Annotated in this window: 14 protein-coding genes and 3 pseudogenes; 8 read left to right on the top strand and 9 right to left on the bottom strand. The window is 67.3% G+C overall.

Going from position 1 to position 19,684, the window contains the following annotated elements:
* The first annotated feature begins 222 nt into the window (after positions 1 to 222).
* Entirely contained in the window at positions 223 to 912 is a 690-nt protein-coding gene (locus ACZ6MA_RS29530; RefSeq protein WP_469437445.1) for a hypothetical protein, read from the top strand.
* Positions 913 to 1,197: 285 nt separating this feature from the next.
* Here ACZ6MA_RS29530 and ACZ6MA_RS29525 read toward each other — a convergent pair whose 3' ends face one another.
* Positions 1,198 to 1,404 carry a hypothetical protein gene (locus ACZ6MA_RS29525; protein ID WP_469437443.1) on the bottom strand — a complete coding sequence of 69 codons (207 nt, stop codon included), beginning with the start codon at positions 1,402 to 1,404 and terminating at the stop codon, positions 1,198 to 1,200.
* A gap of 176 nt (positions 1,405 to 1,580) precedes the next feature.
* Positions 1,581 to 2,099, bottom strand: a complete 519-nt coding sequence (locus tag ACZ6MA_RS29520) for a hypothetical protein (protein ID WP_469437442.1) — start codon at positions 2,097 to 2,099, stop codon at positions 1,581 to 1,583.
* A gap of 268 nt (positions 2,100 to 2,367) precedes the next feature.
* On the opposite strand from ACZ6MA_RS29520, the gene ACZ6MA_RS29515 reads away from it, so the two are divergent.
* Both ACZ6MA_RS29515 and ACZ6MA_RS29510 read left to right on the top strand, forming a co-directional pair.
* Positions 2,368 to 3,714 (top strand): TnsA-like heteromeric transposase endonuclease subunit, encoded by a 1,347-nt coding sequence (locus ACZ6MA_RS29515; RefSeq protein ID WP_469437609.1) that lies wholly within the window; start codon positions 2,368 to 2,370, stop codon positions 3,712 to 3,714.
* Positions 3,715 to 3,803: 89 nt separating this feature from the next.
* A complete protein-coding gene (locus tag ACZ6MA_RS29510) occupies positions 3,804 to 4,445 on the top strand; it encodes a hypothetical protein (RefSeq protein ID WP_469437607.1) in 642 nt (213 codons plus the stop codon).
* A 36-nt stretch (positions 4,446 to 4,481) separates the two neighbouring features.
* Here the strand turns inward: ACZ6MA_RS29510 and ACZ6MA_RS29505 are convergent.
* Positions 4,482 to 4,664: pseudogene (locus ACZ6MA_RS29505) on the bottom strand (IS630 family transposase); the annotation flags it as partial.
* A 295-nt stretch (positions 4,665 to 4,959) separates the two neighbouring features.
* Here ACZ6MA_RS29505 and ACZ6MA_RS29500 point away from each other — a divergent pair.
* Positions 4,960 to 6,456 carry an ArsA-related P-loop ATPase gene (locus ACZ6MA_RS29500; protein WP_469437441.1) on the top strand — a complete coding sequence of 499 codons (1,497 nt, stop codon included), beginning with the start codon at positions 4,960 to 4,962 and terminating at the stop codon, positions 6,454 to 6,456.
* A gap of 249 nt (positions 6,457 to 6,705) precedes the next feature.
* Here ACZ6MA_RS29500 and ACZ6MA_RS29495 read toward each other — a convergent pair whose 3' ends face one another.
* A complete protein-coding gene (locus ACZ6MA_RS29495) occupies positions 6,706 to 8,091 on the bottom strand; it encodes a hypothetical protein (protein ID WP_469437440.1) in 1,386 nt (461 codons plus the stop codon).
* A 2,077-nt stretch (positions 8,092 to 10,168) separates the two neighbouring features.
* Entirely contained in the window at positions 10,169 to 10,606 is a 438-nt protein-coding gene (locus ACZ6MA_RS29490) for a hypothetical protein (RefSeq protein WP_469437438.1), read from the bottom strand.
* A 1,050-nt stretch (positions 10,607 to 11,656) separates the two neighbouring features.
* Between ACZ6MA_RS29490 and ACZ6MA_RS29485 the strand changes: the two genes are divergently transcribed.
* The 3 genes from ACZ6MA_RS29485 to ACZ6MA_RS29475 all read left to right on the top strand — a co-directional run bounded on the left by ACZ6MA_RS29485 (position 11,657) and on the right by ACZ6MA_RS29475 (position 14,022).
* The gene (locus ACZ6MA_RS29485) at positions 11,657 to 12,445 is read left to right on the top strand and encodes a ParA family protein (RefSeq protein ID WP_469437437.1); all 789 of its coding nucleotides are present in this window, start codon (positions 11,657 to 11,659) and stop codon (positions 12,443 to 12,445) included.
* Positions 12,435 to 13,556 (top strand): hypothetical protein, encoded by a 1,122-nt coding sequence (locus tag ACZ6MA_RS29480; protein ID WP_469437435.1) that lies wholly within the window; start codon positions 12,435 to 12,437, stop codon positions 13,554 to 13,556. Before ACZ6MA_RS29485 ends, ACZ6MA_RS29480 begins: the two co-directional genes overlap by 11 nt.
* Positions 13,557 to 13,659: 103 nt before the next feature.
* Positions 13,660 to 14,022 (top strand): hypothetical protein, encoded by a 363-nt coding sequence (locus tag ACZ6MA_RS29475; protein ID WP_469437433.1) that lies wholly within the window; start codon positions 13,660 to 13,662, stop codon positions 14,020 to 14,022.
* Positions 14,023 to 14,606: 584 nt separating this feature from the next.
* On the opposite strand, the gene ACZ6MA_RS29470 is transcribed toward ACZ6MA_RS29475, so the two are convergent.
* Positions 14,607 to 15,014: a hypothetical protein gene (locus ACZ6MA_RS29470; RefSeq protein WP_469437431.1), complete on the bottom strand. Its 408-nt coding sequence runs from the start codon at positions 15,012 to 15,014 to the stop codon at positions 14,607 to 14,609.
* A 700-nt stretch (positions 15,015 to 15,714) separates the two neighbouring features.
* Between ACZ6MA_RS29470 and ACZ6MA_RS29465 the strand changes: the two are divergent.
* Positions 15,715 to 17,207 (top strand): annotated as a pseudogene (locus tag ACZ6MA_RS29465) (IMP dehydrogenase).
* Between the two features lie 55 nt (positions 17,208 to 17,262).
* On the opposite strand, the gene ACZ6MA_RS29460 reads toward ACZ6MA_RS29465, so the two are convergent.
* The 3 genes and pseudogenes from ACZ6MA_RS29460 to ACZ6MA_RS29450 form a co-directional block, all read right to left on the bottom strand.
* The gene (locus ACZ6MA_RS29460; protein WP_469437430.1) at positions 17,263 to 18,270 is read right to left on the bottom strand and encodes a hypothetical protein; all 1,008 of its coding nucleotides are present in this window, start codon (positions 18,268 to 18,270) and stop codon (positions 17,263 to 17,265) included.
* Between the two features lie 517 nt (positions 18,271 to 18,787).
* Positions 18,788 to 19,061: pseudogene (locus ACZ6MA_RS29455) on the bottom strand (NF041680 family putative transposase); the annotation flags it as partial.
* Positions 19,062 to 19,243: 182 nt separating this feature from the next.
* A complete protein-coding gene (locus ACZ6MA_RS29450; protein ID WP_361935125.1) occupies positions 19,244 to 19,471 on the bottom strand; it encodes a hypothetical protein in 228 nt (75 codons plus the stop codon).
* Positions 19,472 to 19,684 lie beyond the last annotated feature (213 nt).

The raw sequence follows: 19,684 nt of genomic DNA, 5'->3' as shown, positions 1-19,684 counted from the left end.
CCCCTGCTCTCGCATCCGGCCGGACACGCGGATCCGTCTCTGCCGGTCCTGTCCACCGAGTAGGCCGACCGTCTGCGGACCTCGCCGTCGAGTGCCTGGCCAACCGCGGCATACCGGTCGCGGCGGACGGTGCTGTGCTGCGCGGACCGAGCCGGGTCCTGTCGCTGGAGAGCCTTGCCCGCCGGTGCAGCACCGCCGAGCCCGACAGGTGGCCGGCACTGGTTGCCGCGCACATCTCAACGCTGGCTTGACGCCGCAAGCCAACCCGCCTCCGCCAAGGACGTCCTTCGCGGCGCCTACCTGCGGCTGGTCCCGGACGACTTCCTGCCAGCCGAGTCCGCCGCCGCCTTCTCCTACGCCCGCCCTGTCGCCGACGGGCTGCTCGAGGCCATTGCCCTGGACACCCCGGACGCCGTCCGGCTCCTCGACGACAAGGACGTGACAGAGATCGGACTTGAGGCGTTGCGGTCGGCCGCCCGCACCAACCTGATCAACGAGCCCGTCGACCGCGAGACCGTCTGCCATGACGGCGCGCTCATCCACCTCATCGCCGGCGACTCGTTCTTCGTGGCCAGCAAGGCCCTCGTGCTGCCCGAGCTGCTGCGCACGCATCTCGGACAGGAGCCGCCCGCCGACGGCGTGCTGCTCGCACTTCCCAGCCGTCACCGTATGGCCATCCACCTGATCGTCGACGAACACGCCGTCAACGCCGTCAACGCCCTGGCCTCCTTCGGCCTGGGTGCCTACCAGGACGCCGTCGGCGACGGGCAGCTGTCCCCCCGGCTGTATTGGTGGTGCCAGGGCAGGTTGACCTCAATCACGCACATCGACCACGAGACACGACAATTCTCCATCCAGCCCCCTCCCGAGCTGCTGACGGCCATGCGCCGGCTGAGCACGCGGGCCAGCTGAGAACCAGGCAGCCACAACGTAGGCGACGAGGACCTGGGCTCAGGTGAGAATCGGGTCCGGTCCTGCAGCAGAGGGTGAGCCACCGGACAGCTGTCAGGCGGAGCATCGGCAGGGCCGTCCGCGGCGGAATGGGCCACGGGGACCCCGCCAGCCTGCCGGAGTCTGCGAGCAAATGCGACCTCGGCAACCGAGGGCCAGCACATTGCGCCCGCGATCGGTGGCGCAGCAGCCGGGGAGCAGACGTGCTGCGGATACGGAGTGGTGTCCGCCCTCGCAGTGTTGCTTTCATTTGGTGTCCTCGGCAGCGGTGACGCTCGTGGCGAGGAGAGCGGCGTGCGCGCGAACTTCCCTGTGCAGTGACCCGTCTCCAGGGTCGTCGCGGTTGAGGTGGTCCTCGGGGCTGACGTGGACGTACACCGTGTACAGCTCCCAGGTGTACCGCGCGGTCAGACCGTGCGCTCGGGCACGGGGAGTGACAGATCTATCCCTCAATGCGCCGCTCAAGCCGTGGGCGGCATGACGCGTCCTGTGGTTCAAGAGGCTCGTCGAGGGCCTGCCGCAGGTGGTGCTCGGATCGCTGGCCGAGTGGCGGTAGTGACAGGGGCCGCGCGGGCGCATTCGGGGGCCGCGCTCGACAAGGCGGTAGGACCGCCAGGACGTGCGAACGGCTACCGGGCGGCGGGGGCAACGGCCCGCACGAGCGCGTCGACCCGCTTCAGGGTTGCGGGGGTGAGTCCCGTGGTGTCGGCCTCCCGGACCACCTGCTTGCCGAACTCGCGGGCGGGGGCGATGGGGAGAATGCGGTGCCCGAGTGCGGAGCGGGAGCCGATCATCCACCGCTCGAATTCATCTGCTCGGCTGCGCAGCTCCCAGATGTCGCTCCCTCCGGCGGATTCCGTGAGGGCCGTGGCGTGCTGGACGATTCCACGCCGCACGGCACGGACCCGCTTCACCGAGGAGACGGCCCACTTCGCCATCACCGCGGCGCAGCCGAGGTAGAGCACTGAGGTCACATACCAGAGCGATTCCTGGGCCGTCATCGTCCACGCCGCGGCGGCGAGCGCGGCGCAGGAGCCCATCGCCGCAGGTACCGCCAGGCCCCAGGCCGCGAACGCGAAGCGCCGACGGAGGCGGGAGGCATCCATCCACGCGGGGATCGCCGGTTCGTCCTGAACGCTCTCATCCATGTGAAGGAAGGTACCCCGAGGCTCTGACAGTCGTCTCAGGAAGCAGCCGACCCAGGGTCCACAGCGCGGAGAGGTGGACCCCGCTGGCCATGAGGTTGGGGAAACGTGCTGTACATGGAACGGGCGAGTCCGGTCAGCGGTCCCCATGCGCCGCCACCGCAAACGCCAGCTGGCGGTATGCGGAGAGACAGTAGGCCCTTGCACGGTGGATTCGGCGAAGGACTGCGCAGCGGGAAGTCGGTTCTGCCAGCATGAAGCGGTGACACGCATGAGGCCCCGCCAGCCGCTCGACGGCGTACAGCTCGGACTGCGGTTCGAGGAAGGGCGAGCGGCGCAGTGGATGCCCGTGAGGGACGTCGGCGTCCACGAGCTGGCCCGCGCAGCGCCGTGGCGACGCCATCTCACCCACCGTGGCGAGCAGCTCCACCTCGGGCAGTACGCCGCGATCAGCACCGGCCAGGGGCCGGTGGCCACGGACGGTATCTGGGAGCGCATGGAGCTGGCCGACTTCGATCCCACGGTGCGTTCCATGATCGGCCAGCCGTTCAAGCTCCGTGCCGAAGAAGGCCTTGGGAAGGCCGGGTACGTCCCTGACCTGATGCTGATCGGCAACGACGGCACAGTCACCGTCGTCGACAGCTCGCCGACGGCCGGCGAGCTGTGCCCCTCGGAGCGAGTGCTGGACTGGGCCGAGGACGTCATCCGCGCCCTGGGCTGGACCTATGAATGGTGGGATGGCCCCAAGGACGCGCAGCTGTCCATCAACGTCAAGGCCCTGCACGGCTTCTGTCGGCCCATGCACCCGGTCCAGCAGGCACTGATCGAACCTGTCCTCGTCCTGTGCGCCTGCACCGAGCTGCCCATCGCCGCGGTGGAGGAGAACCTCGCGGGCGAGGAGATGCCCAAGCCCATGGTGCGGGCGGTGATCCAGCACCTGCTGTGGTGGGGCGACGTGACCACCGATCTGTGCCGCCCGATCACCACCGCCACCCCAGTACATACCGACGCGGCGGCCCGCAGGCCCGCTCCGGAGCAGTGGGATGTCGGAACGCGCCTGATCCTCGGGTACGACCGCGGCACAGTCGTACGCTGCGAGGGCGATCAGCTCGTCGTCGACGTGGACCCGTCCCTGTTCGGGCACGGCGAACGCTGCTTCAGCCGTCACGAGCTCGCCGAGGTGGCCACGCCGCCTACCAGCGCCCTCTTTTCCCGCCCCAGCCTTTCACCGTGCCCCGGTGAGTGTTCTCCCGCGGCACGCCCGGCGGGAGAACACTCACCTGCATCAGCGGGCCGAACTCTCCGTGCTAGCCGCTGTCACCCTTCCTCCCCGGGGCAGGGCAGGGCGCGCATATGGTGCTGTGGAGCAGCGGTGGCGGCCGCATCGACGGTGGGAAGAGGCTCGTACGGTTTCCACAGCGGAGGCTCCCGGCAGGGGTGGCCCTGGTCCCAGCGGGGTGCGCCGGCCAGCGCGACCACCTGGCTGAGGGGGATGCGGACGGGGTGGTGGCGGCCGCCAGCGCCTGGACCTGGTCAAGGTCGCCGACCACCGGCAGTCGGCCTGGTGACCACCAGCCCCGGCCACCGGTACGACGGCGGCGCCGAGGTCTCCTGCTAGTGCTCTGACCGCATACCTTCGCCGGGTTGAGCGGGTATGGGGCCGTTGATGCCGGCTACCTGACCGAAGCATACGCCTATGCTCGGCTTGTGCAGCCGCTTTCCGACAGCAGCAATCCGTTGATCACGGCGTTCCCAGCCGAGCTTGCATGCGATGCTGAGGCAGTTCTGGCGGTGATGCCTGATTCTCGGCTCCAGCCGCATGCCTCGTTCTCGGTCGCTGTGGAGGGCCAGCAGGTTTTGGTCCCCGAGCGCCTCTACAACGACGAACCGCCAACTGACGCGGTGGCGTCGCTTACGTCACGCCAACAGCAACTTCTGCACTGCCTGTACTCAAGGCACTGCGACGGGGTGGTCAGACAGCGTCACCTGGAGAAGGTCGTTGGTTCCTCGGACCCATGGGTCGTCCCCTTCGTCGTGCAGCTTGTTGGCGAGTACGTCTTGGAGATCCTGGTCGTCATCTGCGATGAAATCCGTGATCTCGCCACGCCCGGCACCCGCGGCCACCTCGCATACGGGCAGTTCCTCGTGGACAACCCTGCCTTCTTCGCGCGCACTCAACGGCGGGTCGTGAGCTACTGGAACTGCTACTACCGGGGCACCTACGCGAGTTTTGAGGGCTACCCGGGGTGCACTCTCCTTGACCTCCTACGGTCTGCTGCCTCCGACAGAGCAGGACATCCCTGGCCCAACCCCGCTCCAGCCGGCGCCAGGGTGGACGGCTACTGCTAGGACCCAGGCAAGGTCGCCAAGCCGGTCAAGCGCATCGGCGAGGAGACGTCCGCCCCAACGGATGCCCTTCTCGCTGCGGATGCGAGCGCGCTCGCGGCGCTGGGCTGCCAGCACGTCGGGGTGGCGGGCATTCGCGTTGCGCCAGCGCAGATAGGCGTGCAGGGCCCGGGTCTGCATAGTGAGGTTGCGGTGGTTGGAGTTGGCGATTGCCGTCGGCCGGCAACGCGGACGGTCGGGGAGGTCGGTCGGTGAGGTCGGGCGCCCCTGACCGGTCGGGCATTCCTTCCGACGGTGCTGTCATGGAGAGGGGCTGCTGATACCGTTAGCGGTCAGGGCCGGTACGCGGCCTGGTCGAGGCTCCCGCCACCCGGCATCGGCGGGGGCGTTCGTCGACCGAAGCAGGCCCTCGCCCGTCGAACCTATTCGTGTTGTGGTTCTTTCACCTTCGACGCTGGGCCGGGCAGTGGGCGAAAGGTGTCCGATGGTTGATTCACGTGGTGCGAGCCGTGCTCGGGTGCGTGCGCTGCTGACAGGCGAGACCTTCCAGCAGGCCCGCGACAACCTTGTGGGTTCCGACGGCGTCCCGGACGCGGCCGACCCGGGACAGGTCGCGCTGGAGGCCGCGATCCTCTCCGAACTCAATGACGCCTATCGCGGCGAGCGGCACCCCCTCGATGCGGGGGTCTACGGCTTCACCCGCCTCCAGCCGACGCGCGAGACCCTGACTCTCCACCTCGGTGAGGGTTTGTGGGAAGACGTCTTCGATCTGCTGCTGCCCGAGCCCGATGACGAACTCAGCATCGAAGGCCTGAGCGTGTCCGGCATCCCGGGCCTGCGCATCCGTTCGCGGCCGCGCAGCCGCGTCGAGCTGTTCCGCCCCGGCACGGCGGCCGCCGTCACCGTGCAGCTGGCACCGGGCGAGGGCGCCGAGGCCCACCGGTGGATCGCCGCACTGCCCCAGACCCAGGACCCGATGCGCTCGGCAGCCGGCTGGACCACCGCCGAGCGGGCTTCGCTGCCCGCGTACGAGCGCTGGATCGGAGACGCGGCGGCGCGCAGCCACGTCCTGCGCCGACTGCTGGTCTTCGCGAACCTGCCGGCCGTCACGCTGGTCGACGCAAGCGGCACGGTCCCCTCTCCTCACGACATCCAGCAGCTCCTGCTCGCCCGCCAGCGCCCGACGCCGCCCACCGCCTCGGGACGGCATCTGAGCACTCTGTCGCGCCTCGATGTGGTTCGGGCGGGTCGGCCGGCCGTCCTGGCGGTGGTCAGCGGCCACGCTCCGCACGGCGCCGGGGTCGGCGGCCAGGGTCGCACTACAGTCACCGCACGGCTGGCCTGTGCCCTGGCCGCGCAGGGCCAGCGTGTTCTTCTTGTGAGCACCGACCCTCACCAGTTCCTGAGCACGCCCGCCGCGATCGGCCACGGCGAGAGCACTTGGCCGCAGGGAGTCGACGTCCTCCAACTGCCGCCCGACACCGATCGCCTGGGCGAGCAGGTACGCGAGCGCGCTGCGGCGACCGGCCCGGACGTAGTCCTGCTGGACGCTGGTCTGGACGGTCAGCAGGCCATCACGCGGACGGCCGATGCCTGGCTCGGCGTCGTCGCGTTGTGGCAACAGCCGCGGTCGGGCCACCCTCTGCTGACCGATGAAGTCCTGGGCGCCGACGGCCGCTTGCTTCCGGACGGGTGGGAGCAACAGTGGCTGCGGACGATGCGCGCGCACCACTGGCAGGTCACCTGGCGCTTGGCACCGCGCGACGCCGGACAGATGTTCGCCCCATTCGATCCCGAGCGGTGCGCGGGCGTGGTCCTCTTGGGGGCACGCGACGTGCCCGGGGCCCGGGCCGCGGACTACCGCAACGCCTTCCACGTCGCGCTGCCGGTGCTCCAGACCGCCATCCCGCACACCACCTCCGGCCGTGGCAGCGCGACGAAGGAGGCTGCAGCGTACCGAGCTCTCGCCTGCGAACTGCTCGGGCTAAGGCCAGGAACAAGCGTTAACGCGTAGCTCGCATCTCCCGCCTACCGCCCCACGCCATCGCGGCCCTCGACGCCCCCTTCCACCAACAGCAGGCGCGCCCGCACCGACACCCCCGACAGACCCTCAACCCGCGCTGCGAGCCGCGCTGTGCCGACGGCCTGTCGTTGTCCGCACCGCTCGCCGCCCACAGCCGGCCATCGTCCGCTGAGGTCCCCTGGGAGTGCGCCGTACCTGCCCAGTCGGTATCGGGCCGCAACAGCCCCAGCACCTTCCGCCTCACGCCGACACCCCCGCCCGCGGACGGACCATCGCAGCCCGTACCCGTGCCGCACCTCGCGTGTACGGGTCGGACTCCATCACCGCCAGCGGCACTGCCCGTTTAGCCCGCACCACGGCCAGATGCTGCTCCAGCAGGTGCTTCGCCGTCCGTCGCCGCGCCTTTTCTGCGACGTGCTCGGCGTCCTCGCGAACGAAGGCGTGGCAGTCGTGCTGCCCGTCGCAGTCATGCAGGTGCCACCGGCGCATCCGGGCCTCAAACGCCGCCTTCGCCTCCGCGCGGGCCTCCGGCCCCGCCCCGAAGACCGCCAAGGCCTCCTGTCGGATGCGCGACAGCTGCTCCTGCGCAGCCAGCTTCCGCAACACGGAGGCCGTCAGCTGCGTCGCGCCCTGCACCACGGCCTGGTGGACCACGTCCTCGATGTGGACACGGGCCTCGGCCTCCAGCTGGCCGGTGAAATCCGCTGCCCCCTGTGCCGTCGCACCAAGGAACCTGCGGGTGGCGAGGCTGATCTCAACGACCTCGGCGACGGCTGACTGAGCGGCCCTGGCGTGGCCACAGCTCTCGCACAATCCACCCGACCGTGCCCGCCCGCACACCCAACACGGCCGCGCACGCTCCCGCTCCTCCAGCACCCCCTGCTCCGCCCGCCAGGCCGCCAGGTCCTGCTCCCGCTGATTCCGTTCACGCGCAGCCTGCTCCCGGCGCACGGCCCGCCGCCGCTCGGCCTGGCGCGTCGCCTCCTGCAGCCCAGCCTCGAACTGGCGCCGGTACTGCTCCGCCGGAACGTTGCCAGCCAGGGCGGAGGAGAGCTGGACACCCACCTCCCGGCGCCGCGCCAGGAGTTCGCCGAGGTGCTCGGCGCAGCGCTCACACGACCCGCCGGTGTCCATCCGCCGTCCCTCGTCACAGCGCAGGTCCCCGCATGTCACGCGGCGCGGAAGCACCCAGCCGATCAGCCAGCCGACCGGGTTTGTCACAGGCCGTCGACCTTGCTCGGCGGCCCGTCGCCGCAGCCGGTCCCCCAGGATCGCCATGCCCTTACCAGGGCCGAACAGGCCATCGAGGGCGTGGAGTTCGTAGCGCACGGCGCGCTGGACGGTCAGCCGGGCGGCCAGGCGGTCCAGGCGCCCCCAGACCATCGCCACCGGGGCCAGCAAGCGCTCCCAGCCCTTGGGCACCGGCGCCCACACCCTTGGCGGCCCGCCGGTCGTCTCCGCCCATGCCGCCAGGCCCTCGCGACAGGCATCGCTAGTCCCGTGACTACCTGCCAGGAAGGTTTCCAGGCCGGAAGAATCACGCCTTTCCCCGCGGAGCGGGCAACCGTCACCATCGTGCGGCCGGACCTGCCCCGCGGCCTGCGACAAGGGCGGCAGGGGTTCCACGCGCGTATGCGTACGACCCGGCAGACCAGGGTTCCCCCCAGCGGCTTCGCCGGAAAAACGATCACTTCCCGCACCCTCATGATCTGCCGTAGTACCCCGTGGGTGGTCTGTGTGAAGGGTGCCGCTACCGGGGCGCTCTGGAAACACAGGGCTCTCGGCTGGGCCGGGTGCAGCCTTCCCAACAACCACAAGGGGCTCAGGATCCACGACAGGCGCGCTTCCTCGCCCCGCGCTATCAGGGTGCTCGCTGAACAGGTCCTCTACGGCTGGAATGTCGCAGGCACCCTCCGCAGCCTCAGTCCCGAAAGCCTGTTCCCTCTCGATGCCCCCGCCCCTGACACGAGCGGCCGCCCTGCCACACCGCCCGCAAATCACGTCACCCACCGGGTCGGCGCCATTCGAGGCCACACCGGCGGAAGCCTGGGCAGATGCATAAGAGGCCACCACAGGCGGCAGCACCAAACGTGCCTTCCCTTTAAGGCCCGAACCCGTCCCTCGCCGGTCCGTGTCAGCCACCCCATAGAGGCGCAGCCGACCCAAAACCTTTGCCCCACCCGAGGCCGAACACCCCAGAAGCCGGGCCACCGTCGCTGCCGGGCGGCCACGCCCTTTCGGTAGACGGCCACCCACCAGCGGCACGGTCCCGTCCTCCCGAGCCTCCAGCACCAGGAGCAGCGCCGCGAGCCGATCCGTTGCGGCGCCCTTCTCCTGCCGCTCAGCGAGCAATCCCGCATCCCGCGCCCTCGGGCCCCAGCCCGGCGCGAACAACGCCTCTAGCACGCGCAGCAGTACGGCCAATTCCCGCTGGCTCAACGTCAGCGGATGCAACGGGTCGCCCGAACGCCGAGCCCGCCACGCTGGCATGACCACGCAGTCCAGTCCCGTGGTCTGACGCCACTCCCCCTCTGTCACCCGGTACTGAAGAGCATCCGTCTCCTTCAGGGGCGAGAGGACGTCCTGACGGACCGTGGTCTGCTTCATTCCCAGCCACCGGCCCAGCTCACGATGTGTGATCACCGTATGACCGGATTGGTGACGCGACTTCGCAAAGAGCACCACTGAGCCCAACCGCGCCGCATCTGACAAACCGGACAACGATGGGTCAGACAGCAACGCCCGCACAGCTGCACGAAGACGCGCGCGAATCCCGCGTGTGAGTTTCAAGGGATCGCTTAGAGAAGCCGTTGTGGCGGCTGTGGTCGATGGGGCGGAGTCGGCGCGGCGTGAGCGTGGCCGAGCGGTGCATGCAGTAGCTGGGACGACACCGCTATAGGCAGCTTTGGGCTCGTTTGGCTCATTTGGCGCGCCTGAATCAGGCATGACTGAACCAGCCCTCATGAGGGTAGCTATGATGAGCTCCAGTCAGAGAGTGAGAAGGGCGTCCTACATCGCCACTCGGCCCGCTTGGGGAAGCTGGGAAGCCGAGCATGCGACGTAATTCAGTTAGGGATCTCGGTAGTTGTCACCTCTCTGACTGCTGCGCGTGCGGGTGGAGACCTTGCTCTCGGCCCGCACGCGTGTGTGCCGAGAACGGCGCGCTATGGCTCGTTGATTTGACGGCGCGCCGGCCTCGGTGAAGATGGTTTGCGCGATGCGACTGCTGGGTGCGTATGTGCCTGCTGGTCGCACCCTCCTTCGCACCGACCTCCGCGACCCGGCGGTTTCAGGGTCCGAGGAGCGGCCCAGGGGTAGGGCAGCCGGGCGTGGCCGGATACCCATTGAGGAAGCTGGGGAGCGGAGGGCGACCCGTCGTTTTGAGCAGACTGGTGGACGCCTTCCAAGGCTGCTGGTGAAACAGCTCTATACATGGACAGAGTGACTCCGGAGCGTCGTTAAGGGCGCACAAGTCTGACCACTTGGCCCGAAAGGGATGTTTGGCCAGTGGTTGACTGCCAGGGGTGCCGTACTCCGCCTTCTCCTTCCCTGGGTTTGCTATGCCCTTGGTTGACAGAGCGGGCGGACTTCGGGAGGGCCCGCCCTGTCAACTTCACGACAGTGGCCAGCGACTACTGCCTCGCTCAGTCGCCTAGGGAGTGGGCGAGTGCTGATGTCGGGCCTCTGCCTTGGGCAATTTGGATCAGCGCGCGGCTATCAGTTCAGCCTGAAAGGCGTCGGGCTCTAGAGCTTTGAACTCCGAAAGCCATGCCCCGACTCCGAGTACCCGGTAGTCACGAAGATGGGCGGTTGCGTCAAGAAGTTCGCCAAGCGTGTGGGTGAGGCGAGCGAAGTTTGGCGCGACGACGAGCCCCGTGGAGTCGCTAACCGTGCCCTGGCTCAGAGCATCACGCAGGGTTTCGGTAGCGAGCCGATCCCTCTTGGCGTCAGGTTTTGAGGCCCGGGTGCCGAGGTTCGCGAGCACCTGTGCGATGACCGCTTCCGTGCCCCTGTATCGCAGGGTCTCTTCGTCGCGTTCGAGGAAGCCCTCCTGGACAAGTTTTCCGAGGGTCGTGCCGTGGAGCCCGGTGAGCTCACTGACGCGCGTACCCGGTAGTAGGCGAACTGCCGATCCGCTCATCCGCTTCCTCAAAATGTCCGGTGATCTTTGGCCAGGGGGTAGCGAGGTGTGGCTGTACACGTCCCCTGTAACTCTGCGACGACCATACACGATGTGTGTGGAACTCGATCTATGGCTAGCGACTCGGTGTGTCTGTCGTTTTCGGCGGTCGTCTGAGCTTTTGACGGCCGATCAGGTGACTCACGAGTTCGGGAGTTCCTGACGAGCGACAACCGTGCGACGCGTTCGCGGGCTGCTTGATCAAGAGGCGAGCGGGGCGGAAGAGCCCTCTGATCTGGGCCTCTTTCGATCAACCTCAACTAGTGAACATGTACATGTCATACAGATTTTATGTGCTCACCCATGTCACCGGGGAGGTCGTTCGCCCTGTGGACGGTGCTGCGTTCCGTGGGCGGCTTCCTGGGCGACCGTCAGGCCGGCGCAGGCTTGAGGGATGCGAACTCTTACACGGCGTGTACGAAGCGTGGGTGTCGAGCCTTGCCCCCCTCGCGTTACCGACTCCGGATTGCGGCGGGGGCCTGGTCTTCGCCAGGCCCCGGGGTAACGCAGGGTCTGAAAGCAGCTGCGCCTTCGATTTCCGGCCCGCTCTTCGGCGTCGGCCGCCTGGTATCTGAGCGAGAGGGGAGCGGCGCAGGACTGGCAGCGGTCACCAGACACGCCCGCCCGAACCCCTGTGGGTGATCCGTCACGCGGGATAGGAGTGATGGGCAAGAAGGGCAACACGCGTCTGTTCGGGTGCTGCAATGAGCACTGCTTCCCGCTCGGCTGATCGGTGGACCGATACGGTGGGAGCGGCCGCCAAGGTGGCAGTTTCAGCGCTGTACGTTGCTCTAGAGTCACGTACGACGCGGAACGGGTGCGCGTCGGCCACATTGGCTCGGGCAAGATGGACCCTCACAGGTCGTCGCCACACCAGTTGGTGACGACAAAAAGACGCCCGCCGGGGAGGGGGTCCCCGACGGGCGCCATCAGCAACCGACCCTCCACCACTACGAGGAGTACAAGAGTCGTGAACACCTACGATAGCCACCCTTTCGAAGGCGGCGGCGCATGACCAGCGAAGCTCTTTCCGCGTTGGCTGCTGAAGTGGCCGCAGCGACGTCGAAGCCGTACGTCTTTCCGGTTCAAGAACCCGACGTGATTGCGGTCGCCGGCTTCAAGGGCGGTGTCGGCAAGAGCCGGACCGCCAAGGAGCTAGCGGCCTTGTTCGCAGCTGTGCTCACAGACTTCGAGTGGGACTGGGGCGGAGTGACCAGGGGATGGGGCTACCACGAAGAGGAGCGAGTCAAGGCCCCTCTGCTTGAAGCCTTCCGCACCGGGAAGACGCCCACTCCTCTGTCCGGTCGTGGCCGTAAGCCTGACCTCATCCCGGGGCACACCGACTTCGAGCGGAATCAGCCGAAGTCCGAGGTCGTGAGGGATGCTCTGATCCAGTGGGCGCGAGAGTTGAAGCGCCGGCTGGTGGTTGATACCCACCCCGGAGGGAGTGAGTCGACCTACGGTGCGATGGCCGCGGCGAGGGTCACCGTCGTGCCCGTGGTGCTCGGTGATGACGAGTTGAGGGCGCTCGAGGGTCTGCTGCGCACCCTCGCGGACTACCCGCTGCTGCTGATTCCCTACAAGATCGGCAGGAGCCCGGCGGCGTGGGCGCTGGACGAGCTCGAGCGTCTGGCGACGGTGTATCAGGCACAGGTCGGTCCTGCAGTGAGTAACTACCCGTGGATTCCCAATCGGCGGGTCCGTGTCCCGATCTGCGCCAGTCCGCCGTCTGCGCGCACCACTCCCTTCATCGAGGAGATGAAGGCTGTCGCAGAGGCGGTGGAAAAGTATGGCCGATGAGGTGACCGAGGAGACGAGCGCAGGCGTTGAGGCAGCGCCCGCGGCAGCAGGAGGCGTGGCGGCGCTTCGGGCACGGCGACAGTCCGCCAAGAAGAGCGGCGTAGCTAAGGGCGGGAAGGCCACGGGGGGTGGCGACGGCTCAGGTGCACCCGGCGTGGTTCATCGGCAGGCGCCGAAGCCTCTTCACCCGAAGCCCGCGGTCGCGGCACCAGTAGCCATCGAAGCCAAACCGGACGAAGGCTCGACGGACGAGGAGCACGGCGCTGACATCCCCTCGCAGGTGGTAGCCGCAGGTTCGGCTGAAGGAGAGTCGGCCTCCACTCCGAGGCGGGAAGCTAGTGCTGCTGAGGCGCCTGTGAAGGTTGTGGAGCCTTCGCAGGACGAAGAGGCCAGAGCAGAGCTGGCGCGAACCGCTTCCGAGGCCGCTGGCCTTGATGGCGGAGTTGCGAATGCTCCGGCTGTCGGCACCCGCGTGGATGAGGAACGACAGGAGAAGTCAGCCGAAGATGTAAGTCCCGGCCGAGCTGATGAGGCCGGCCACGGGCAGCGAGCTGCCATGGGGGCAGCCTCCTCAGGCGCGCTTGTCACCCCCACCGCGTCCTCGGTGGCAGCTGCTTCAGGCGACACTGCATCTGCCTGGGACGGGTACACCGCTCCTCCGGCGCAGAACGTGGCGCGGGCAGAGGAAGTCCTCAACCAGCGGTACATCGGCCGCGAGTCGCTGAACGCCTCGGTCCCCGTCGATCTTGACATCCCGCACCGCATCGAGTTCTTCAAAGTCATGTCGGGAATAAACCAACTTCCCCAAGCGGACCTCGTAGCAGTCGCTCTGGACTGGTTCCTGCGCGGAGCGGAGGCTTCTCCGGACGCCATGCTGCCCCCGTGGAACGGCTACATCGGGCCTGGCACCCCGCAGGATGTGCCTCATGCGGAGGAGGTGCTGAGTCAGCGGTTCATCAAGCGTGAAGGTCTGAAGTGGCAAACACCTGAGGAGCTGAAACTGAATCAGCGGCTGGCCATGTACAGGGTCATGAACCGACTCAGCAGGGTGCCTGCCGCAGACATCGTGACGGTGGGGCTCGACCGTTGGCTTCGCGTCATGGGCTTCTAGCTGAGGGAAGTGCCCGACACTCCGTCGGAGTGTCGGGCACTTCTTTCGATACTTCGCTAGAGTGATGACTAGTCCACTAGTCACTGCGATAAAGTGTGCGCTAGTGATCGCAGTGCACGTTCCAATGTACGTCGTCGCATGGATAGAGAGACTGATGCCGAGCAGGGTTGACGCGCTGAAGAGAGCTAAAGATCTCGTCGCCGCTCTTGAGGCGATGGAGGAGTATCAAGAGCCCCAGGAATGGTTCTCATTCCATGAGGAGACACAGGACCTGATCTCCAGGCGGGGAAGGGGGCGCGAGCAGCTTGCCTACTCCGTACCAGAGGATCTCGCACTGAGGGAGCGAGTCGCTCTTTACTGTGTGGAGAATGAGAACCAAGGAGCAGGCAACCTCGTAGCAGCTGTGCTCGACTCGTTCCTTCGATCGCATGGCTACCCGCCTCCGAGCAAGCCGACGAAGAGCTAGACGCCGATACCCTCCGCGCGATGGGGGCCTAGCGATCTCACCATGACACCGTCTGGTGAGATCGCGACAAGGCCCCCGATGTGGGGGGTAGTCCGGGTGGGTTGCCTTAGGGATCACGTTCGCCGCCAGCGTCCCGTCAGGCCGCCAACTCCGTCAGCTTGAGGGCAGACGGTGTGACACTGACGCGGGTAGAGCACTCGGTCGCGCTGATCCGGTCCCGGGCCTCGATGACGACTCGGAACCGGACGCTGGGCAATGACTATTCCTGGCCTGCTTCGCTCCAGCGCGAGAAGATGGCAGACCGTTTCTGCCCCATCCGGGGCCACACGTCAACCATTGTGGTGACACGCTTATCCGGCGCGCTCAGCACGGGCTTACTGAGGCTGGTCAGTAAGAGGCCCGGTTCTCGAAGGCCGAGTGCTGATAGATGACCAGGTACAGCGCGCAGAGTTCCCAGGACTCGTCGGCGTCAGGGAAGAGGTGCTGCTGCCCTGCCACTCTCCCCATGATGACCACTTCCGACGGTTCTGGTCGGGGTTGGTTTGCCCATGCTGGGCACCGGTACAGCGTCTGCCGGTTGCTCATCACAGGCCGAGCAATTCGAGGAGTTCGGCGGCGCGCGGCAGAGTTGCTGTCTGGAAGCCGGTCAGCAGGCTTCGAACTTTCTGATCCAGGCGGATCATGGCTCGCCGGGCGCAGCGCCTGCTTGTCCCACTAGGCGTGCCAGGCCGGGCGGATGTACTGGGGCGGGATAATTTCCAGTCGGCGGCCGCCGACCAGGAGGCGGAGTTGGGGCCGATGCCGCGGTTGCCGGTGATGTCGTCGGACGTGCCCCCAATCGGCGCCCGGTGTCCGGGCCATTGATTGACGGCCGCGCCGAAACAGAGACATGCGGCATGACCATCGATGCGGCGACGTTCGGCGAACATGGTGTTCAGCACGCGGATATGTGGGTCGGACAGCAACTGGTAGAGCTCCTTGTTAACGCTCATGGCACAGACGGCGCGGCCCTCGGCGCGTGCGGTGGCAGCCAGGGCGGCAATCGCGGCCGTTGCCTTCGCAGTCCGCCGACTCGATCCACCTCACCGAAGCCAGGTAGAGCACTGACTGGCGGTGGGACTTGTAGGCCACGTCTTGGCCGGCCCGCTTGGCTGACCCGTTCTCTCTGTCGAACACACGGCGATCTCGCGCAGGAGCGCGGCGAACCCGAAGGCTCCGCCGGATCTCGGGAGGTGCTGCGAGCCCAGATTCGGGCTGGGAACCAGTGCCAGCGGCCATACAGCACGTTTTGGCCGTCGATGAGCAACAGCGGGGTGGCGGTGGCCACGGTGCGGCCTCCAGGGCGCCGGTGCGGCTGGGGGCTTGTGACCGCGGCGGGCGGGTATGGGTGCTCCCCGAGCGCTGTGATTTTGCCGGATGGCACTCGGCATACAGGCTGCGACGCACCGCTAAGGAAGTGCATCTGAGCGGCGAAGACCCGGTGATCACTAAGAGGTGAACAGCCTTGCACCCAGTGCGATAGCATCCGGTACGGCTTGCGAACGGTCAATGCCCGCAGCACTGGCCTCCTGCTCAAGTGCCGCTGGGCTCAGCATGGTTGACGTGCTGGGAGTGGCAGGGGTTAGGGCGTGCTGCCTCACCTTGAGCCTGTAGGCGCGCCGCAACCGTGGCAGGTTCTTCGTAGGAGAGCGCGTGAGCATCCTTCCTGAGATCTCTCGTACGCTCAACGAGTACCTTCTCGTACCCGGTCTGACGGCCGAGGACTGCACTCCTGACAAGATCGATCTCACTGCGCCCGTGGTCCGCCACCGGCAGGGCGAGGCGCCCGCAGTCCAGATCGTCACGCCCCTCGTCAGCGCGATCATGCAGGCCGTGTCGTCTCCCACGCTCGCTGTTGCCCTGGCGCAGAGCGGCGGCCTGGCTTTCTTTCACCTGAATCAGTCCGCCGAGTCCCAGGCCGCTGACGTCCGGGCGGTCAAGGAGTACAAGGCCGGCTTCCGTCTGAACCGGGTCACGGTGGCTGCGTCGACGTCGTTGGGCGAGGTGGACAGGCTTCTGGAAGCAGTCGACCAGGGCGTCGCTGTGGTGACCGACACCGGCGCTGTCGACGGGCGCTTCCTGGGGCTGATCGGGCGCGATGACTTCCACCTGCAGCGGCACGGTAGCGAAGAGCTGGTCAAGGCACGGATGCGTTCGCGGGAAGAGGTGTGCACGGCGTCCGCCGACGTGACCTTGTCGGAGGCCAACGAGATGCTGTGGGCGCACCGCCTGGACGTTCTGCCGTTGTTGGACGCCGAGGAGCGGGTGGTCTCCCTGGTGCTCAAGCGGGACTACCAGGAACACGAGACCCACCGCCTGGCCAGCGTCGACGAGCGCAAACGCCTTCGGGTGGGGGCGGGGATCAACAGCCGTGACTACCGCGAGCGGGTGCCGACGCGGAGGCTGGCGCGGACGTGCTGTGTCTGGACTCGTCGGACGGCTACTCCGTCTTCCAGGCGCAGGCCCTGGCCCACATCCGCGAGACGTACGGGGAGGAGGTGTTCGCCGGCGCGGGGAACGTGGTGGACGGCCGGGCGTTCCGCTACCTCGCCGATGCGGGCGCGGCGTTTGTGAAGGTCGGTATCGGTGGCGGAAGTATCTGCATCACCCGGGATCAGAAGGGCATCGGCCGCGGACAGGCGTCTGCCTTGCTCGATGTGGTCCAGGAGCGTGATGCCTATGCCAGGGAGACCGGCGTGTACGTGCCGATCTGCTGCGACGGTGGGCTGCTGTCTGACTATCACATGGTCATTGCGCTGGCGATGGGCACCGATTTCATCATGCTCGGCCGGTACTTCGCGCGCTTCGACGAGGCGCCCTCGCGCAAGGTCAGGGTCGACGGGCAGGTCTTCAAGGAGTACTGGGGCGAGGGCAGCAGCCGGGCCCGCAACACCGCCCGCTACGGCCAGGGCGACACGATGGTGTTCGAGGAGGGCGTCGACGGCTACGTCCCCTACGTCGGCAGTTTGAACACCACCGTCGCGCAGACCCGCGCGAAGCTCGCTGCGACGATGAGCAGCTGTGGTGCGAACACGTTGCGTTCGTTCCACGAGGACGCGGTGCTGGTCCAGGTCTCCGAGCGCAGCTACGAGCAGAACACGGCGGAGGTGCGGCTGCGGGAGCGGACGGTCGACTCCGGCGCATAGCCCCGGGCCCTCTCCCGCCTCGCGCCGTGTTGATGCTGTGAGGCGAAGCTTCGGCTCAGGACCGGTTCTCTTTGATCAGTTGGTAGGCGGGGGAGAAGAGCATGCCGGCGATGAGGAGCCAGCTGCCGGCCTGGAAGAGGGCCTGAGGGCCGTGGGCGGAGTGGCCGGTGAGGGCTGGTGTGTAGCCGTAGGCCGCGCACAGGATGATGAGGGCGTGCACGGACTGGGCGCCTGGCGACCAGGCGAGTTCCCGGAGCGTGTCCCCTTCCAGGCCCAGCGCGAACAGGAAGACCCAGGGAAGCATGCACAGCCCGAAGATCAGGGCGATTCCCGCCCAGATGTTGCCTCCTGCCGGGTTCATCTTCCACTGTGCGTCCGCGAGGCGGTGCAGCTCGGAAGCGGTACCGGTGATGCCGCCCAGCGAGGGGTTCTCCCGCGACCACAGCACGGGCATGTGCTCGCCCGTGCGCGGCAGCTCACTGGTTGTGACCTGCGCGAGGGTGAGACGGGCGGGACCGCGGGGAACCGACACCACCATCTCGACCACGTACCCCACGACGAGGTCGTAGTCGTCATCGTCGTACACCTTGCGGATGATGCGTGGCTGCTCCACGACCGTCACGTCCGCGACCTCGGCGTCCGCATGCTGAATGGTGGCTGTCAGGCTGTCGCGCTCCGGAAGGGAGGGGAGGGTGACAGCGGTCATGGATGCCGCGAGGATCAGGAAGTTCGTGGCCAGCTGCCTGGCCTTGGCCCACCCCTCCGAGCCGTACGGGACCGCATCGAACAAGTCCCAGTCCCGGCGGCGGCTCGCACGCGAGCCCTTCTCCAGGGACACACCGGCCACCGTCGGCCGGGCCAGGCGCCTGCCGCGCACGCGCCGGACCCACAGCAGCACTGCCCGGACGAGCGCAAAACCAGCCGCGGCCCACACACATATGAGGACACCGGTGTGCGGTGCCGGCTGATAGTCGATTCCCAGAGCCCAGATGAACCCCGTAGCGGCAGCGGCGAATGCCAGACCCGCGCTCACACGCACGGCCTGCGTCAGCATGTTCTGCATAGCCCCCCCATTTATGGCATCAAGTGCGCCCACACCGGGTGCAACCGACGCTAGTGGATCATGGAATGGGTGCACCAGCACTCCGGCCCTGTTTCCTTCAGTCTCGCCGCCTGACCGAACCGTCCCGAAGATCCGTCACAACCGGTGATGTGCTCCATGAGGCTGGAAGGCGGCGGCGGGGTGTGGTGACGCCCAACTGTTAGCCGGGCTTCCGCCAGAGTGGTTGGGCGTGACTACCTATGCAGACCGATACCCCACGCGGGTTGCCTCCAGGATCGAGTGCGATGGCCGGGGCGGCGATTGCCCGAGCGCCCTGGAGCGGGAATTCTCCGCTTCGGGTCCCGTGCCGACGACGGGGCACCATGACGACCCGGGCTGGGTGGCGATGCGAACACATACCGCCACCGTGGAAGCAGCGGCAGGGCGGGAGGGCTGGCTCATCAACTCTGACGGGGAGCTCTGTCCGGACTGCGCGCCCTGTGCCCCGCGCGGGGCAAGCGACGGTTGAGCTTGTCGTCTATCCGGTGCGACGTGGCTTCGTGCCTTTCTTGTGGTGGGTGGGTCGTGCGTGTGCCTCGCCGGTGGCGAGGACGCGGCCCACGTCGTGACGGGTCGCCGGATGACGGTTCTTCGAGCCCGGTGGTCGTGCGGGGCCGGGCCGGGGAGGTTGTGGTGCACGGGCTGGAGAGGGGACCTTCGACCGGAGGTTCCGGAACCCGCGGCGGACGCGGGCCGGGGTGAGCTTGTTTCGGCGCGGTCTTCCTCTCCCAGGGGCGCCGCAGATCGACGGCACACAGCAGAGCGTCGGCCAGCTCGAACAGCGCGTCCTCACGTCCACGCAGGCAGTCGTAGAAGTCGCCACGGAAGCGTGACAGTGTCCCCAACGGGTCCTGCGGGGCGCCCTGTTGCAGCACTCCCTTCTCCCCGGGCCCAGGTCAGATCAGTGCGTCTTTTGGCTATAGGACGGGGCGCGTCATAGCGAGCCCTTGCTCGCGTTGCGTGCGGCGAGCTGCACCATCCATTCTTCATAGGCGGACAGGTAGTCATCAGCGACGGCTTTGGCTTTCATGAGTGCTTCCTCGCTCGGGTCGTCGCGGTGGGCTAATGCGCAGCACAGTCCGCGTGCGAAGAAGTCGAGTAGCTTTTCCCGCTCCTGTGCCGCTTCTTCCAGATTCGTAATCGGGTCGGGGGAAACGTTCACAGTTCCACCTGGTTGGGTGTATTGATCTACGGCGACAGGGACGCCGTCGGGACGATGCGTGTCGGCTCGTCGGGCACGTGCAGGTGCGATTCTCCTCTGCCATCGGCGGAGGTCCCTCATCTGCTGACATCCCGATGAGGAATCGCTGTGACACCCCCGCGCAGACCACCATCTTGGTCGGAGCACATGATCGAACCGAGGCCCGGCCCGAGT

This window comes from Streptomyces sp. NPDC042259, from assembly GCF_055582085.1.
Note: the sequence above shows the minus strand (reverse complement) of the source record. Positions and strands in the feature narration are given on the sequence as shown.

Excerpts from the sequence above, each read along its gene's own strand:
- ACZ6MA_RS29485 (WP_469437437.1), top strand. The coding sequence starts at position 11,657 with ATGACCAGCGAAGCTCTTTCCGCGTTGGCTGCTGAAGTGGCCGCAGCG.
- ACZ6MA_RS29460 (WP_469437430.1), bottom strand. The coding sequence starts at position 18,270 with ATGCAGAACATGCTGACGCAGGCCGTGCGTGTGAGCGCGGGTCTGGCA.
- ACZ6MA_RS29480 (WP_469437435.1), top strand. The coding sequence starts at position 12,435 with ATGGCCGATGAGGTGACCGAGGAGACGAGCGCAGGCGTTGAGGCAGCG.
- ACZ6MA_RS29470 (WP_469437431.1), bottom strand. The coding sequence starts at position 15,014 with ATGAGCGTTAACAAGGAGCTCTACCAGTTGCTGTCCGACCCACATATC.
- ACZ6MA_RS29520 (WP_469437442.1), bottom strand. The coding sequence starts at position 2,099 with ATGGATGAGAGCGTTCAGGACGAACCGGCGATCCCCGCGTGGATGGAT.
- ACZ6MA_RS29490 (WP_469437438.1), bottom strand. The coding sequence starts at position 10,606 with ATGAGCGGATCGGCAGTTCGCCTACTACCGGGTACGCGCGTCAGTGAG.
- ACZ6MA_RS29515 (WP_469437609.1), top strand. The coding sequence starts at position 2,368 with ATGAGGCCCCGCCAGCCGCTCGACGGCGTACAGCTCGGACTGCGGTTC.